The organism is Sphingomonas sp. Leaf62 (assembly GCF_001421915.1).
Classification (GTDB): Bacteria; Pseudomonadota; Alphaproteobacteria; order Sphingomonadales; family Sphingomonadaceae; genus Sphingomonas.
The window spans coordinates 16,585-30,814 of sequence record NZ_LMLN01000011.1 but is presented as its reverse complement, the minus strand read 5'-3'; the positions used below and the strand labels follow the sequence as shown (position 1 = coordinate 30,814).

15 protein-coding genes and 1 tRNA gene are annotated in these 14,230 nt (G+C 67.2%); 5 read left to right on the top strand and 11 right to left on the bottom strand.

Features of this window, described 5'->3' with window-relative positions; all coding sequences use genetic code 11:
• Positions 1-31: 31 nt before the first annotated feature.
• Together ASE91_RS06840 and ASE91_RS06835 are read right to left on the bottom strand one after the other, a co-directional pair.
• A complete protein-coding gene (locus tag ASE91_RS06840) occupies positions 32-343 on the bottom strand; it encodes a hypothetical protein (protein WP_056624187.1) in 312 nt (103 codons plus the stop codon).
• A 111-nt stretch (positions 344-454) separates the two neighbouring features.
• Positions 455-1,195: a Bax inhibitor-1/YccA family protein gene (locus ASE91_RS06835; RefSeq protein WP_056624184.1), complete on the bottom strand. Its 741-nt coding sequence runs from the start codon at positions 1,193-1,195 to the stop codon at positions 455-457.
• 116 nt (positions 1,196-1,311) lie between these two features.
• Between ASE91_RS06835 and thpR the strand changes: the two genes are divergently transcribed.
• The 4 genes from thpR to ASE91_RS06815 all read left to right on the top strand — a co-directional run bounded on the left by thpR (position 1,312) and on the right by ASE91_RS06815 (position 4,074).
• Positions 1,312-1,863 (top strand): RNA 2',3'-cyclic phosphodiesterase, encoded by a 552-nt coding sequence (gene thpR, locus ASE91_RS06830; RefSeq protein ID WP_056624182.1) that lies wholly within the window; start codon positions 1,312-1,314, stop codon positions 1,861-1,863.
• Between the two features lie 111 nt (positions 1,864-1,974).
• Positions 1,975-2,307 (top strand): glycine zipper 2TM domain-containing protein, encoded by a 333-nt coding sequence (locus ASE91_RS06825; protein WP_056624180.1) that lies wholly within the window; start codon positions 1,975-1,977, stop codon positions 2,305-2,307.
• Positions 2,308-2,384: 77 nt separating this feature from the next.
• On the top strand, positions 2,385-2,810 hold the full coding sequence (locus ASE91_RS06820) for an OsmC family protein (protein WP_056624178.1): 426 nt from the start codon (positions 2,385-2,387) through the stop codon (positions 2,808-2,810).
• Between the two features lie 94 nt (positions 2,811-2,904).
• Positions 2,905-4,074, top strand: a complete 1,170-nt coding sequence (locus ASE91_RS06815) for a glycosyltransferase (RefSeq protein ID WP_056624176.1) — start codon at positions 2,905-2,907, stop codon at positions 4,072-4,074.
• Here ASE91_RS06815 and ASE91_RS06810 read toward each other — a convergent pair.
• The 4 genes from ASE91_RS06810 to yajC are packed head-to-tail and all read right to left on the bottom strand — an operon-like array spanning position 4,062 to position 7,335.
• The gene (locus tag ASE91_RS06810; protein ID WP_056624174.1) at positions 4,062-4,433 is read right to left on the bottom strand and encodes an Mth938-like domain-containing protein; all 372 of its coding nucleotides are present in this window, start codon (positions 4,431-4,433) and stop codon (positions 4,062-4,064) included. The genes ASE91_RS06815 and ASE91_RS06810 overlap by 13 nt on opposite strands.
• Complete coding sequence (gene secF / locus ASE91_RS06805; protein WP_056624171.1) at positions 4,430-5,386, bottom strand: protein translocase subunit SecF; 957 nt, start codon at positions 5,384-5,386, stop codon at positions 4,430-4,432. The genes ASE91_RS06810 and secF overlap by 4 nt, the downstream gene beginning before the upstream one ends.
• Before the next feature lie 12 nt (positions 5,387-5,398).
• Positions 5,399-6,991, bottom strand: a complete 1,593-nt coding sequence (gene secD / locus ASE91_RS06800) for a protein translocase subunit SecD (protein WP_056624169.1) — start codon at positions 6,989-6,991, stop codon at positions 5,399-5,401.
• A complete protein-coding gene (yajC, locus tag ASE91_RS06795) occupies positions 6,991-7,335 on the bottom strand; it encodes a preprotein translocase subunit YajC (protein ID WP_055995974.1) in 345 nt (114 codons plus the stop codon). The genes secD and yajC overlap by 1 nt, the downstream gene beginning before the upstream one ends.
• Positions 7,336-7,494: 159 nt before the next feature.
• Here yajC and ASE91_RS06790 point away from each other — a divergent pair.
• Positions 7,495-7,571, top strand: a tRNA-Pro gene (locus ASE91_RS06790).
• Between the two features lie 31 nt (positions 7,572-7,602).
• Here ASE91_RS06790 and ASE91_RS06785 read toward each other — a convergent pair.
• The 5 genes from ASE91_RS06785 to thiD form a co-directional block, all read right to left on the bottom strand.
• Complete coding sequence (locus ASE91_RS06785) at positions 7,603-9,951, bottom strand: hypothetical protein (protein ID WP_056624166.1); 2,349 nt, start codon at positions 9,949-9,951, stop codon at positions 7,603-7,605.
• Positions 9,952-9,973: 22 nt separating this feature from the next.
• Positions 9,974-11,074 (bottom strand): dihydropteroate synthase, encoded by a 1,101-nt coding sequence (gene folP, locus ASE91_RS06780; protein ID WP_235530366.1) that lies wholly within the window; start codon positions 11,072-11,074, stop codon positions 9,974-9,976.
• Positions 11,050-12,195: a site-specific DNA-methyltransferase gene (locus ASE91_RS06775; RefSeq protein WP_082453864.1), complete on the bottom strand. Its 1,146-nt coding sequence runs from the start codon at positions 12,193-12,195 to the stop codon at positions 11,050-11,052. The genes folP and ASE91_RS06775 overlap by 25 nt, the downstream gene beginning before the upstream one ends.
• 177 nt (positions 12,196-12,372) lie before the next feature.
• Positions 12,373-12,966 carry a ribonuclease HII gene (locus tag ASE91_RS06770; RefSeq protein ID WP_056624160.1) on the bottom strand — a complete coding sequence of 198 codons (594 nt, stop codon included), beginning with the start codon at positions 12,964-12,966 and terminating at the stop codon, positions 12,373-12,375.
• A complete protein-coding gene (gene thiD, locus ASE91_RS06765; protein ID WP_056624157.1) occupies positions 12,959-14,113 on the bottom strand; it encodes a bifunctional hydroxymethylpyrimidine kinase/phosphomethylpyrimidine kinase in 1,155 nt (384 codons plus the stop codon). The genes ASE91_RS06770 and thiD overlap by 8 nt, the downstream gene beginning before the upstream one ends.
• Between the last annotated feature and the right edge of the window lie 117 nt (positions 14,114-14,230).

Here is a 14,230-nt window from a genome sequence, read left to right as displayed (position 1 = left end):
CGCCGCGTCGTTTACAGTCGGTACCGTACGGTCAGTCGGCCTTGCCGTCGCGGGCCAGCTTCGCTTCCTGTTCGGGATCGTATCCCGACGAGGGTGCGGGGCCGTTGTTGTGGATCGGCTGGGTCGAGGCGGGCGGGTCCGACGCGTCCATCGATTCGTCGAGACCGCGGTCGAGCCGCGCCTCGCTATCGCCGGGATCGCTTTCCATCCGCCCGGCGATGCTGTGATCGCCGCCCGCGTCGCCCTGACCCCGCGGGGTGTGCGCTTCGCTTTCGTCGCCGTCGGGGGCGACCGACAGCGACGAAAGCGCCTTGTCGTCGATTCCCATGGTGTCGTTGGTCATATCCCTCACTCCTTCGGGACAAAAACGAAACGATCGCCCGACGCGTTCCCCGCATATGAAAAGACCCGGCGGTTTCCCGCCGGGCCCTTCATGCCGTCATCGGTGACCGGATCAGTCGCGGTTGCCCATGAACGACAGCAGGAACTGGAACATGTTCACGAAGTCGAGGTACAGCGACAACGCACCCATGATCACGGCCTTGCCAGCGAAGTCGGTGCCGGCGACCTGGTAATACAGACCCTTGATCCGCTGCGTATCATAAGCGGTCAGACCCGCGAACAACAGCACGCCGATCGCACTGATGACCATGCTCATCATGCCCGACTGGAAGAACAGGTTCAGCAACGACGCCACGATCAGGCCGACCAGACCCATGATCAGGAACGTACCGAACCCGGTCAGGTCGCGCTTCGTCGTATATCCATAGAGGCTGAGCGACAGGAACGACACCGTGGTCGCGAAGAAGGTCAGCGCGATCGACGCTCCGGTGTAGCGCAGGAAGATCGTCGACATCGACAGACCCATGATCGCCGCGAATGCCCAGAACAGACCCTGTGCCGCACCGGTCGACAGACGGTTGATGCCGAAGCTCAACACCATCACGAAGATCAGCGGCGAGAAGATGATCGCATATTTCAGGATACCGGGCTGGTAGAACACCGCCGCCGCCGGCGAGGTGTCGCCACCCCACGAAAACAACAGCGCGACAATGCCGGTCAACAGCACGCCCGACGCCATGTAGTTATACACCGAAAGCATGTAGGACCGCAGCCCTTCGTCGCGCGCCATGTCACGGTCGCGCGTACGAGTGATCGGTGCGGCCGACGTCCGGGGATCGGACCAGTTCGCCATTGTAAACTCCTCTTCCCGGCACTCATGCCGGCTGTTCGAAATATCGTCCGCCACCGTGGCGATTTCAAGCCAAACGCGGAGAGCAACATTTTGTTACGCTGCCGGGAGAATCCGCCATGCACCGTCTGTTTATCGCCCTTCGCCCGCCCGCCAAGATGCGTGACGCGCTGTTCGACATCCAGGACGGGGTCGAGGCGGCGCGGTGGCAGGACGACGAGCAACTGCACCTGACGCTGCGCTATATCGGCGACGTCGAACGGCCGGTGGCGGAGGATATCGCACTGGCATTGCAGGCGGTTCGCGCACCGGCTTTCGATCTGGCGCTGTCGGGTGTCGGACAGTTCGATGCGGGCCGGCGTGGCCGCGCGCTGTGGGCGGGGGTGACGCCGCACGACACGGTTATGGCGCTGCATCGCAAGGTCGATCACGCCCTCGTCCGTCTCGGCCTGTCGCCCGAGGGTCGGGCGTTCCTGCCCCACATCACGCTGGCGCGACTCAACAAATCGAGCGGGCCGACCGAACCGTTCCTTGGCGCGAATGCCGGACTGGCGTCACCGGCGATGCGATTCGATCACTTCATCCTGTACGAAAGCCACCTCGGCAATGCCGGCGCATGGTACGAGGCGGTGGCGCGCTATCCACTCGATCTGCCCGTGACAAGCGGCTGACGGATCGTCCCGTCGCGGGACGGGCGCAAGCTGTCGTTTCGTTCATGAAACCGTCAGGCGAAGGGTGCGTTAAACTGGCCGACAACGACATGGACGAAAGGACATTCCCCCATGCGCAATATCATGTTGGCTCTCGCCGCTGCATCGCTGATGGCTCCCGTCGGCGCGACCTATTCGAAGCATGGCATCTCGGTCGGCAAATCCGAGGCCGAGGCACAGCGTCGCCAGAAGTATCGCGAATGGCGCGGTCGGGACGGTCGCCGCTATTGCCGCAAGCCCAATGGCACCACCGGTCTGGTCGTCGGTGGTGTGGCCGGGGCGCTGGTCGGACGGACGATCGACAGCCGTGGTGACCGTACGCTCGGCACCCTGCTCGGCGCTGGCGCAGGCGCACTTGCCGGCCGCGAGATCGAGCGGAGCGGCAGCCGTGGCCGCTGCCGTTGAACCTTATCGGGCGTGAAGAATTCTGAGGGGCGGGTCCGGCGACGGGCCCGCCCTTTTCCCATCGCAAAGGTTCCCGCATGATCCGCAGTGCATCCGCCCGTTACGAAGGTCTTGGCAAGGACGGCAAAGGCCATGTCTCGACCCAGTCCGGCGTACTCGACAACCAGCAATATAGCTTCAACACCCGGTTCGAGGACGGCAAGGGCACCAATCCGGAAGAACTGATCGCTGCGGCCCATGCCAGCTGCTTCACCATGGCGCTGAGCTTCGCACTGGCCGGTGCCGGCTATAGCGACGGCACGCTGGAAACCACGGCAAAGGTCACGCTGGACAAGGATGGCGACGGGTTCAAGGTGACCAAGTCGGCACTGACCCTGATCGCCAGCGTCCCTGGCATCGATCAGGCGAAGTTCGAGGAAATCGCGGCCGGTGCCAAGGCAGGCTGCCCGATCTCGAAGCTGCTGAATGCCGAGATCAAGCTGGACCACACGCTGAACGCATGATGCGAACCGGGCCGGGGCAAGGTGCTCCGGCCCTTTTTCTTGCCGCCCCGATTTGCGGCAAAGCCTTCATCCTTTTCGGCTATGACGCTGTCGCATGCTGCGCGTTCTGACCCTGGCCACGCTGTTCCCCGATGCCACCCGGCCCAATTTCGGGGTGTTCGTGGAACGGCAGACATTGGGCCTGGCCGCACTGGGTGACGTCGAGGTTCGGGTCGTCGCCCCGATCGGCATCCCGCCCTTCCCCCTCTCGCTCCACCCGGGCTACCGTTCGCTCGCGCGCCTGCCGTTGCGCAAGGACTGGAAAGGTCTGGCAGTCGATCGTCCGCGTTTTGTGAACCTGCCCGCGACACGGGGGCGGTTCCATGTCGGCGCGCTGGTCCGGTGCCTGACCCCGCATCTCGACGCGCTGCGCGAGACGTTTCGCTTCGATGTGATCGATGCCCAGTTTTTCTTTCCCGACGGACCGGCGGCGGTGGCGCTGGGGCGGCGCTATGGCGTGCCGGTGTCGATCAAGGCGCGCGGGGCCGATATCCATCATTGGGGCCATGCCCCGGCGACCGCGGCGCAGGTCCGCGCGGCCGGCGAGCGTGCCGATGGCTTGCTGGCCGTCTCGCAGTCGATGGCCGACGATATCGCCGCCGCCGGGATCGACCGTCCGGTTCGGGTCCATCGCACCGGGATCGACCACAGCCGGTTCGGCACGATCGATCGGGCGGCGGCGAAGGCGCGATTGCGGGTCACCGGCCCGATGGTCGTATCGCTCGGCGCGCTGATCCCGCGGAAAGGCCACCGCATCGTGCTGGAGGCGGTGGCGGCATTACCCGGCGTCGCCCTATGGATGGTCGGTGGTGGCCCCGATCGGGCGTCGCTGGCAGCGCGCATCGCCGAACTGGGCGTCGGCGACCGGGTCCGGCTGTGCGGCGCCATGCCGCACGACGCGCTCCCCGACCTGCTGGCGGCAGCGGACGTCATGGCGCTGGCGTCGTCCTCGGAAGGGCTGGCCAATGCCTGGGTCGAGGCACTCGCCAGCGGGACGCCGATCGTTATTCCCGATGCCGGGGCGGCGCGCGAAGTGGTCACCCGTCCCGCTGCGGGGCGAATCGTAGCGCGCGATGCGGCGTCTTTCGCGCAAGGGATTGCGGCGATATTGTCGCAAACCGCCGATCCGGCGGCGACGCGAGCGACGGTCGATGCCTATAGCTGGGAGAGGAATGCGTCCGAGCTACGCGACCATCTGGCCGGACTGGTCGATCAGAAGGGGTAGAAGGCCGCCGCGATCCAGCGACCTTCGTCGCGCAATACGCCCCATGCGCGCGCCGCCGCCCGGCTATCCATCGCCTCGATCCCCAGCCCCCGCGCATCGAGCGCGCGGACCAGCGGGCGCGGCGGCTGGCGCAGGGTAGCGCCGGTGCCGAGCAGCAGGAATTCCGGCACCGGATCGATCGACAGTATCGCCGCCAGCGCATCGGCGTTCAGTGCCTCGAACGCGGGCGGCTGCCACAGATCGGCGCGCTGCGGCGTCATCAGCAGCGCCGGGTAGATGCCGTCATCGACCCGGAACCCGCCGGTGGTCAGGCCTGAAACGACCGGACCGTCGCCCTTGCGGGTCCGGTCGAGTTTCACCGTGTTCCCTTTTGCGGGACCGGCTCCTTGACCGTCCCCTCCCCCACCGGCGCGCCGGGCTGCAGGCCCAGCGAGATCAGCAGCGACGACGACACGTAGATCGACGAATAGGTACCGACGATCACGCCGAGGATCATCGCGGCGGTGAAGCCACGCAGCACATGGCCGCCGAACACGATCAGCGCGGTCAGCGCCAACAGGATGGTCAGCGAGGTCATGACCGTCCGCGGCAACGTTTCGTTGACCGACAGATCGATCAGCTCGCGCATCCCCATCTTGCGGTATTTACGCATGTTTTCGCGGATACGGTCGTCGATCACCATCTTGTCGTTGATCGAATAGCCGATGATGGTCAGCACCGCCGCGACGATGGTCAGGTCGAAGGGCATCTGCGTCAGCGCGAAAAAGCCGAGCGTCATCAGCACGTCGTGGATGATCGCGACCGCGGTCGACACGCCGAACTGCCATTCGTACCGGAACCACGAAAAGATCGCGATGCCGACGATGGCCAGCAACACGGCCAGCACACCGTTGGTCACCAGCTCGTCGGACACCTTGCCCGACACGGTCGAGTAGTTGCTGAACGTCGCGCCGGGGAATTCGGTCGACAGCGCGGTCTTCACGCGTTCGACGAGCCGGTCGGTCGCGCCCGCGTCGCCTTCGGGTACCGGCAGGCGGATCGACACGAGCGTCGGATCGCCGAATTGCTGGATCGCGGGTTCACCCACCCCCAGCCGCTCGATGGTTGCGCGTACCCGGTCGATCGCCGGCGGGGTGGCGAATTTCTCTTCGATCGCGACGCCGCCCATGAAGTCGACGCCGAAATTGAGGCCACGGACGAACACCAGCCCGACCGCGAGGATGCTGAGGATCAGCGTGACGGTGAACGCGATCTTCCGCACCGCGACGAAGCGGATGTTGGTGTTGTCGGGGACCAGCTTGATGAGACGCATGACGGCCGGGCCTTAGATATGGATGTCGGTCGGACGGTTGCGGCGCATCCATCCGGCGACCAGCATCCGCGTGAAGGTGACGGCGGTGAACACCGAACTGGCGATGCCGAGCAGCAGCACGACCGCGAAGCCGCGAATCGGACCGGAGCCGAGGATCAGCATGATCCCGCCGGCGATCGCGTGGGTCACGTTCGCCTCGAAGATCGTACGGCTGGCTTCCTTGTACCCCAGTTCGAGCGACTGGAGCACCGAACGCCCGCGCCGCCGTTCCTCGCGGATGCGTTCGTTGATGAGCACGTTCGCGTCGACCGCGGTACCGATGGTCAGCACGAAGCCGGCGATGCCGGGCAGCGTCAGCGTCGCTTTCAGGAACGCCATCACCGCAAGGATCATCAGGATGTTCAGCACGACGGCGATCGTCGAATAGATGCCGAACCGGCCATAGGTCATGACCATGAACGCGATGACCGCGACGGTTGCGATGATCGCGGCGGTGACGCCTGCCTTGATCGAATCAGCCCCCAGTTCGGGGCTGACGGTGCTTTCCTGGACGACGGTCAGGTCGACCGGCAGCTTGCCCGAACGCAGCGCGATCGACAGCTGGTTGGCGCTGTCGACGGTGAAACCACCGCTGATCGTCGCGCTTCCGCCAAGGATCGGTTCGTTGATGTTCGGCGCGGAAATGACCGAATTGTCGACGATGATCGCAAACGGCTTGCCGGTATTTTCCTGCGTCACTTTCGCGAAGCGGCGACCGCCTTCGGAATCGAAATTGATCGTGACGTTGGGCTGGCCGTTCTGGTCATAGGTCTGCCGCGCATCGGCGAGCTGATCGCCCGAGATGATCGTCGACCGCTTGACCGCAATGCCGCCGCCCTGCGCCGGATAGGGCAGGATCTGGCTGCCGGCCGGTGCCTGTCCACGGGCAACCGCCTGCGGATCGGCGGTCAGGTCGACCAGCTTGAATTCGAGCCGCGCGGTCTTGCCGAGCAGGTCCTTCAGCGCCTTCGGATCGGACAGGCCGGGGACCTGCACGACGATGCGGTTGGTGCCCTGCTGGATGATCGTCGGTTCGCGGGTGCCCAGTTCGTCGATACGGCGGCGTACGACCTCGGTCGCGTCCTTCATAGCATTCTCGACGGTCAGCCGCAGGCCGGCCTGGGTCGGGGTCAGCACGAAGCGCGTGGTGTCGCGCACTTCGATGTCCCATTCGCGCTGGCCGGTCATGCCCGCGCCGCCGCCGGTCAGGCTGAGCAGCTTTTCGCGTGCGGCATCGACCTGGCTCGCGTCGCGGACCATGAAGCTGATCTGCCCGCCCCGCGTCGAGATATCGCCGATCGCGACGCGCGGCTGGCGGCGCATCTCGGTCGAAATGCGTTCGCGCATCGCCTCGATCTGGGTCGCGGCGACGTCTTCGGTCTTCGCTTCGAGCAGGATGTAGCTGCCTCCCGCCAGATCGAGGCCAAGATTGATCGTCTGCGACGCATACCATGAAGGCAGCTTTGCCCGCATGGATTCGGGCAGCAGACTCGGGATGGCGAACAGCGACAACAGGATGACGGATGCCCAGATGGCGATCCGTTTCCAGCGCGGAAAGTCGAGCATCAGTCGTTCGCGGGTTTGGCGCCGGCGGGCGGCGTGACTTCGGCGATGGTCGCCTTGACCACGCGGACGCGGGTGTTGGCGGCGATCTCGACCTCGACGAACGTGTCCTCGACCTTGGTCACCTTGCCGATGATGCCGCCGGCGGTGACGATGCTGTCGCCGCGCTTCACGGCGGCGATCGACGCCTGCAGCGTCTTCATCCGCTTCGACTGCGGACGGATCAACAGGAAGTAGAAGGCGACGAAGATCAGCAGCAGCGGCGCGACGCCGATCAGCGTGCCGAAGATACCACCCGATGCCGCGGGCGCGGCGGCGGACTGGGCGAAAGCGGAAGGTACGAGCATTGCTGGCCTGAATGTCCGAGATAGCGGACGCCGCGAACACGGCATCCTGTCAATTGCGGGCAGCTATCATCTGCACGGGTCGCACGCAACATTTGCCCGCTCGCACGCTTCGGGCTTGCATGGGCCGAAAAGCAGGCCTAAAGGCACGCCCTCTCTGATCGGGGCGTAGCGCAGCCTGGTAGCGCATCACACTGGGGGTGTGGGGGTCGCAGGTTCGAATCCTGTCGCCCCGACCAGAGAGTTCGGACGAATCACTCGCCCTCCCCCTTATTTCGCCGGCACTTTTACCCGCAGCACCGCGTCGGGCGCGTCGTGCAGCCGCAGGGTCAGCATGTCCTGCGTGACGGGCACATCGACCGATCCCCCGACGAACCCGGCGGGCAGCGGCGTCGCATTCTTCATGTCCGGGGTCGTCCCGATCGCGGCGACGACGAACAGGTCGCGGCCGCTCACCGTACAGCGTTCGCGACAGGCGATGCCTGTCAGCACCGGCAGGCGGACCAGCGTCCCCAGCGGCTGCCACGCCCCCGCCGCACCGCCGCGCCATGCCCGGAAGCGCAGCGATCCCGCCGCGCCCGCGCCGAACGCCGCTTGCGGCGCGATCGTCGCCACCGCGATATCGTCGCCGATCCGCTGTACCGCGCCGGACGCGATGGTCAGCCGCCTGGCGACATCACCGTTCGCAATCTCGATTCCGTCCTCGCCGCCGCCGAGACCACCGGCGATGCGGGTCGAGAAGGTGAGCGTCGCACCGGTCGGCACCAGCCCGTCGGGCAGGTCGATCGGCAACGCGCCAGCGGGCCGCGCATAGGCGACACGCCGGTCGAGCAACGTCGCGACCGGCCGTGCCGGCGCGACCGTTACGGCCACCGTTGCGGTACGACCATCGCGTAGTTGCACCGCCGCGCCGTCCGCCGGTTCGGTCACCGCCTGCCCGGCGGTCAGCGTCAGCCGATCGCCCTCCCCGACCCGCGTCAGCGCACCCGCCGCGAAGCGCGTACCGCCCAGCGTCAGTCCCGTCACCTGATCGAGCCGTGCCCCCTCCAGCACGCCGTCCCGGTCGCCGGCATGGATGGTGAACCGATCGAGCCGGCTCGGCTCGGCGCGACCGGTCAGCGCAATCTGATCGGGGGCGACCGCGCCGAATCGAACGACGGTCAGCGTCAGCGTCCCCGGCCGGGTCTTGACGAGGGGCAGCGTCACGTCGAGCACGTCGGGCGCGGCCGACTTCCACGTCAGCGAGCGACTGAGCCCACCCGCATCGCGCAGCGTCAGCCCGGCGACGCATGCCGCCGCCCCGCCGCGCAGCACCAGCGGATGGTCGCGCCCGACGATCACCGTCGCATCGGGCTGCGCGGTCCACGCACCGGGACCGTCCAGCTGCGCCGGCACGCGCGGACCGCTGAACGCGTCGAAGCCCCAGCGTCCCTGTACCACCGCCTCGGTCACCGGCCCCGCCACCTGCGACCCGCCATTGGCCAGCACCAGCCCGCCACGCTCGGCATCGGCGGTCAGCGGCAGTGTCGACACCCGGCCATCGGCGGCGGTGACGCGCAGCACCAGATCGCGCGCATAATCGGTGGCGAACAGCAGCGACGCGTCATCGATCGGCAGCACCAGATCGGGCTTTGCCAGACAGAGTGCCCCCGGCGCACTCGACCGCCACAAAGGCGGCGGTGCGGCGCCGATCGGCGGCAATGGCGCGACCAGCACCGATCGAGGATTCTGGAAAGACGGGGCGCTGTTCAATTGCAGGTGGATCGCCTGCCCCTGCCCCAGCGCCAATGCGGGAAGATATTGATATTGCGCGGTCCGAAACGCCCCGAAGAGCCGCGCCAGATCGCGCGCCAGCCCGATATAGGGGCTGTAATAGCCTGCCCCGCCCTCGCGCGTCGCCGCCACGCGGTACGCAAGGTCGACCGGGGTGCCGGTGAGCGTTTCGGTCAGCGTCGCGCCGCGCTGCGCCTGCAACACCAGCGAGTCGCGCTGCTGGGTCAGGCACGCCGCCTGCAACGCGCGCTGGCGCAGCAGGCAGTCGGCGTTCAGCTTGATCCGCAGCGCATCGGCCAGCACCGGCGCGGCGGTGGCCAGCCGTTCGGGCGCGCGCTCTCCGATCCGGCCGATCGCGCCGACGAACGCATCCAGCCGCTGCCGGTCGAGCGACGCCTGATACAGATCCTGCGCCGCGCGTACGAACACGCCCGGCCGCCCGCGCACCGCGCCGCGCACCGCCGAAAAGCCGCCGCCCGCTTCGGGGGCGAGGAACAACAGCACCTGCTCGGCACCCTCGGGCACCGTCACGGTCAGGACGTTCTTCTTCTTGTTCCACGTCTCGACCGACGTGAACCAGTCCTTGGGCGGCGGATTGGTCGCCCCGCGCAGGAAAGCGACGACCAGCAGATAGCGCGCCGATTGATCGGCAGGCAGCAACGCCTTCGCCGTCAGCGTATCGCCCCCGCGCAGCGCCGGAACCGCCGCGACCGGCAGGTCGACGTCGCCCCGCCGGACCATGACCGACACGTCGGGACCGGCCAGATCGAAGCCGTTCTGCTGGGCATGGGCCGTATCGGCGAACAGCGCCGAGAGCGCGGCGAGCAACAGGAGAACGCGAACCATGCCCGCCCCTATAGCGGACGCCCTATGGCGCGACCAAGGCCGCATCGCGCAAGCCGCGCCATACCCGGATCGCCTGCACCGTTTCCGCCACGTCGTGGACCCGCACGATCTGCGCGCCGCGCTCGACCCCGGCCAGCGCCAGCGCGACCGATCCGCCCAGCCGCTGGTCGGCCGGTGCCTCGTTCGACAGCGCACCGATGATCCGCTTGCGACTGGCACCCAGCATCACCGGACAGCCAAGGCCATGGAACAGCGCCAGCCCGTTCACCAGCGCCAGATTGTCCGAAAGTGCCTTGCCGAAGCCGATGCCCGGATCGACGATGATCTTCGCCCGGTCGACTCCAGCGGCGACGACCGCCTCGACCCGCGCCTCCAGCCAGTCGAACACGTCGAGCAGCGGGTCGCGATAGCCGTCGCCGCCATGCGGGCCCTGTGCCGGGGCGGGCGAATGCATCAGCACCACCGGACAACAGCTCGCCGCGACCACCGCCAGCGCGCGCGGATCATAGGCGAGCGCGGCGACATCGTTGACCAGATGCGCGCCCGCCGCCAGCGTCGCCGCAATCACCGCCGCCTTGCGCGTGTCGACCGAGATCGCGACCCCCGCCGCCGCCAGCCGCTCCACGACCGGCACGACGCGGGCGATCTCATCGCCTTCCCATACCGTCGCCGCCCCCGGTTTGGTCGATTCGCCGCCCAGGTCGATCAGCGCCGCCCCCGCCGCCGCCATCGCGACGCCGACCGCCGCTGCGCCGGCCGGATCGTCGACATGGCGTCCGCCATCGGAAAAACTGTCCGGGGTAACGTTCAGGATCGCCATGACCTGCGGCTGATCGAAGCGCAGCACGCGGTCGCCGAGCATCAGCGGCGCACGGGGCGAGGTGATCCGTCGGTGCAGCAGCCGCGCCCGTTCGGCCTTGGCCGGCGACAGGCTGGCCACCCATGGTTCGAACGTCTCGACCGGGACGACCGACCGCTCGCCACCACGTTCGCGCACCTCATAGGCGGCGAACCACAGCATCCCGCCCGCCAGCCGCAGCGCGCCGCCATCGGGCAACCCGACCGGCGTATCGACGAAACGGACCGGGCGGAGATACATCAGGGCTGCGTCGCGAGCAGCCATTGCTGGCGCAGCGCATCGACCGGGGTCAGCCCGTTCGGCCCCTCGCTATGCCAGAAGGTCCAGCCATTGCACGTCGGCGCATGTTGCAACGTCGAACCGAGCTTGTGGATCGACCCGGCCGCACCGCAATCGGACAGCAACGAGCCATCGGCCAGCACCGTCGCGCGGAACCGGCGCTTCGCGTCGGTCACGATCGACCCGGCGGGCAGCAGGCCGTTTTCGACCAGTACCCCGAACGCCACGCGCGGCGGCCTGGTCGGCGCGCGCATTGCCCGGATCGCCGATTCGTCGAGTGGCAGCGCCGCCTCGATCCGCGCCGCCGCCGCCTCGACATAGGTCGCGTCGCGCTCGATACCGATGAAATGCCGTCCCAGCCGCTTGGCGACCGCACCGGTCGTGCCGGTGCCGAAGAACGGGTCGAGCACGACGTCGCCGGGATTGGTCGATGCCAGCAGCACGCGGTACAGCAAAGCCTCGGGCTTCTGGGTCGGATGGACCTTGGTCCCGTCCTTGCGCAGCCGCTCCGGCCCGCCGCAGATCGGAAATTCCCAGTCGGACCGCATCTGCAGTTCGTCGTTCAGCGTCTTCATCTGGCGATAGTTGAAGGTGTAGCGCGCCTTCTCACCCATCGATGCCCAGATCATCGTCTCATGCGCGTTGGTGAAGCGCGTGCCCTTGAAATTGGGCATCGGGTTCGATTTGCGCCACACGATGTCGTTGAGGATCCAGAAGCCCTGATCCTGCACGATCGACCCGACGCGGTAAATATTGTGATAGCTGCCGATGACCCAGATCGTACCGGCGGGCTTCAGGATACGACGCGCCTCGGTCAGCCAGTCGCGGGTGAACTTGTCATAGGCGGCGAAGCTGTCGAACTTGTCCCAATCGTCGTCGACCGCATCGACCTGGCTGCCATCGGGCCGCAGCAGGTCGCCGCCCAGTTGCAGATTGTAGGGCGGATCGGCGAAGATGCAGTCGATCGAGTTCGCCGGGAGCGAGCGCATCGCGTCGATGCAATCGTCCATCAGAATACGGTCGAGCGGCAGCGTGACCGTCGCGGGGGCCTTTGCCCGGATTTTCGTCGCTACCATCGTCGCCAGTCCCCCTTGAATCGGCTCCATTTCGGGGAATCGGCGAGTCGCGGTCAAGAGGGAATGCTTGACTCTCGTCCCGTGCCGGATTCGTTCCGGCGACGAATCGAGTCGCGGAAGAGCAGATGTTGAGTCTGCCGGAGTCGACAGGACTCAAGATGTGGTAGGAAACGGTTCGTCGCAAATCCTCCCCGGCACGGGGAGGAATTAAAGCAGCATCGCCTGCGCGACCGGCGCGAAACTCCGGCGATGCAGCGGCGTCGGCCCCAGCGTGCGCAGCGCGTCCAGATGCACCTTCGCGCCATAGCCCTTGTTCGACGCCCATCCGTATCCTGGATGCTCCACGTCTGCAGCGATCATCATTGCGTCGCGCGTCTGTTTGGCGACGATCGACGCTGCCGCGATCGACAGGCTGATCGCATCGCCGCCGATCACCGCGACGCTCGGGTACGACCAGTTGGGACAGCGATTGCCATCGACCAGCACCATACCACACGCCATGCCGAGCGCATCGACGGCGCGTTCCATGGCGAGCATCGTCGCCCACAGGATGTTCAACCGGTCGATTTCCTCGACGGTCGCGATCCCGACGCCGATCGTCGCGCAGTCGAGCAGCCGGGCATGCAGATCGGCACGGCGCTTTGCGCTCAACTGCTTCGAATCGTTGAGGCCGTCGGGGATGCAATCGCGGTCGAGCACCACCGCCGCCGCGACCACCGGTCCGGCCAGCGGGCCGCGACCCGCTTCGTCCACCCCCGCCACCGGCCCGACATGGCGCGCCTCGTGGCTCCAGTCAGGCATCGGCGATGCGCCATGGCGGAAAACGCCGCATCTCACCAGCCTGATACAGGCAGACCTCGTTACCCGCCGGATCGAACAGCCGCGCCTCGCGCCAGCCCCATGGCCGGTCGACCGGCTCCTGCGCGAACGATACGCCCTGCCCGCGCAGATAATGGACGATCACGTCGAGATCGCCGACCTCGAAATAGACCGCAGGCACCTTGCGTTCCTCGGTCATCTCGATGGAGAAGGTCGCCCCGCCCTCGGTCTCGAACCGGGCATAGCGGCGGCTGGAGCGGACGATGGGTTTCAACCCCAACAGGCGGTAGAAATGCTCGCTGGCCGGCACGTCGTTGGCCGGCACCGTCACCTGATTGAGCATCGGCGACCAGCGCGACTGGTTGAGGTCGAGCCGCACCCCCTGCTGCGCCATCGGCCCCGCCCCGCGCCCCAGCTCGTCGGCCCCCAGCATGGCGATGCGCACGAAGCTGCGCGCGCGGCCGATCGCTTCGGCCAGCGTCCATTCCTTCGCGAGTTCGCACGCGATGGCGGTCGACAGCGTACAGCCAGTGCCGTGCGTCGCCATGCCGTCGACGCGCGGTGCCGACCATTCGACCAGCGGCGCGGTGCCGGGTTTGCGCTGGTGCAGGCGGTCGATCACGACTTCGCCCTCGCCATGCCCGCCCTTCTCCAACAGCGCGCAGCCGTGACCCAGCACCGCATCGGCCCCGCCCAGCGCCTTCAGTTCGGGCAGGTTGGGCGTCGCTACCGTCGCCACCGCCATCAGCCGTTCGAACGCCGCGACCGTGGCTTCGTCGGCCAGCCGCGCGCCGCTGGTCGCGATCATCACCGGGTCGAAGACGACAGGAATGCCGGGCAGGTCACGCAACCGGTCGGCCAGCGCATGGGCGGTGCGCGCCGATCCGATCATGCCGATCTTGATCGCATCGACCCCGATATCGCGGACCACCGCATCGATCTGCGCCATGACCATGTCGGTCGGGACGGCATGGACGGCATCGACGCCCAGCGTGTTCTGCGCGGTGATCGCAGTGATCGCGGTCATGGCGTGGCAGCCGAGCATCGTCGCGGTCTTGATATCCGCCTGGATACCGGCGCCCCCGCCGGAGTCGGAGCCGGCGACGATCAGAATGCGGGGTGTGGTCATGGGGTTGGCGTTAGCAGCGGTAAGGAGCCGTTAAAAGTCCTCCCCGCCTGCGGGGAGNGTGCCACGCAACGCTACCGGCCCGTGTGCCGACGTCCCCCTCCACCGTCCTGCGGACGG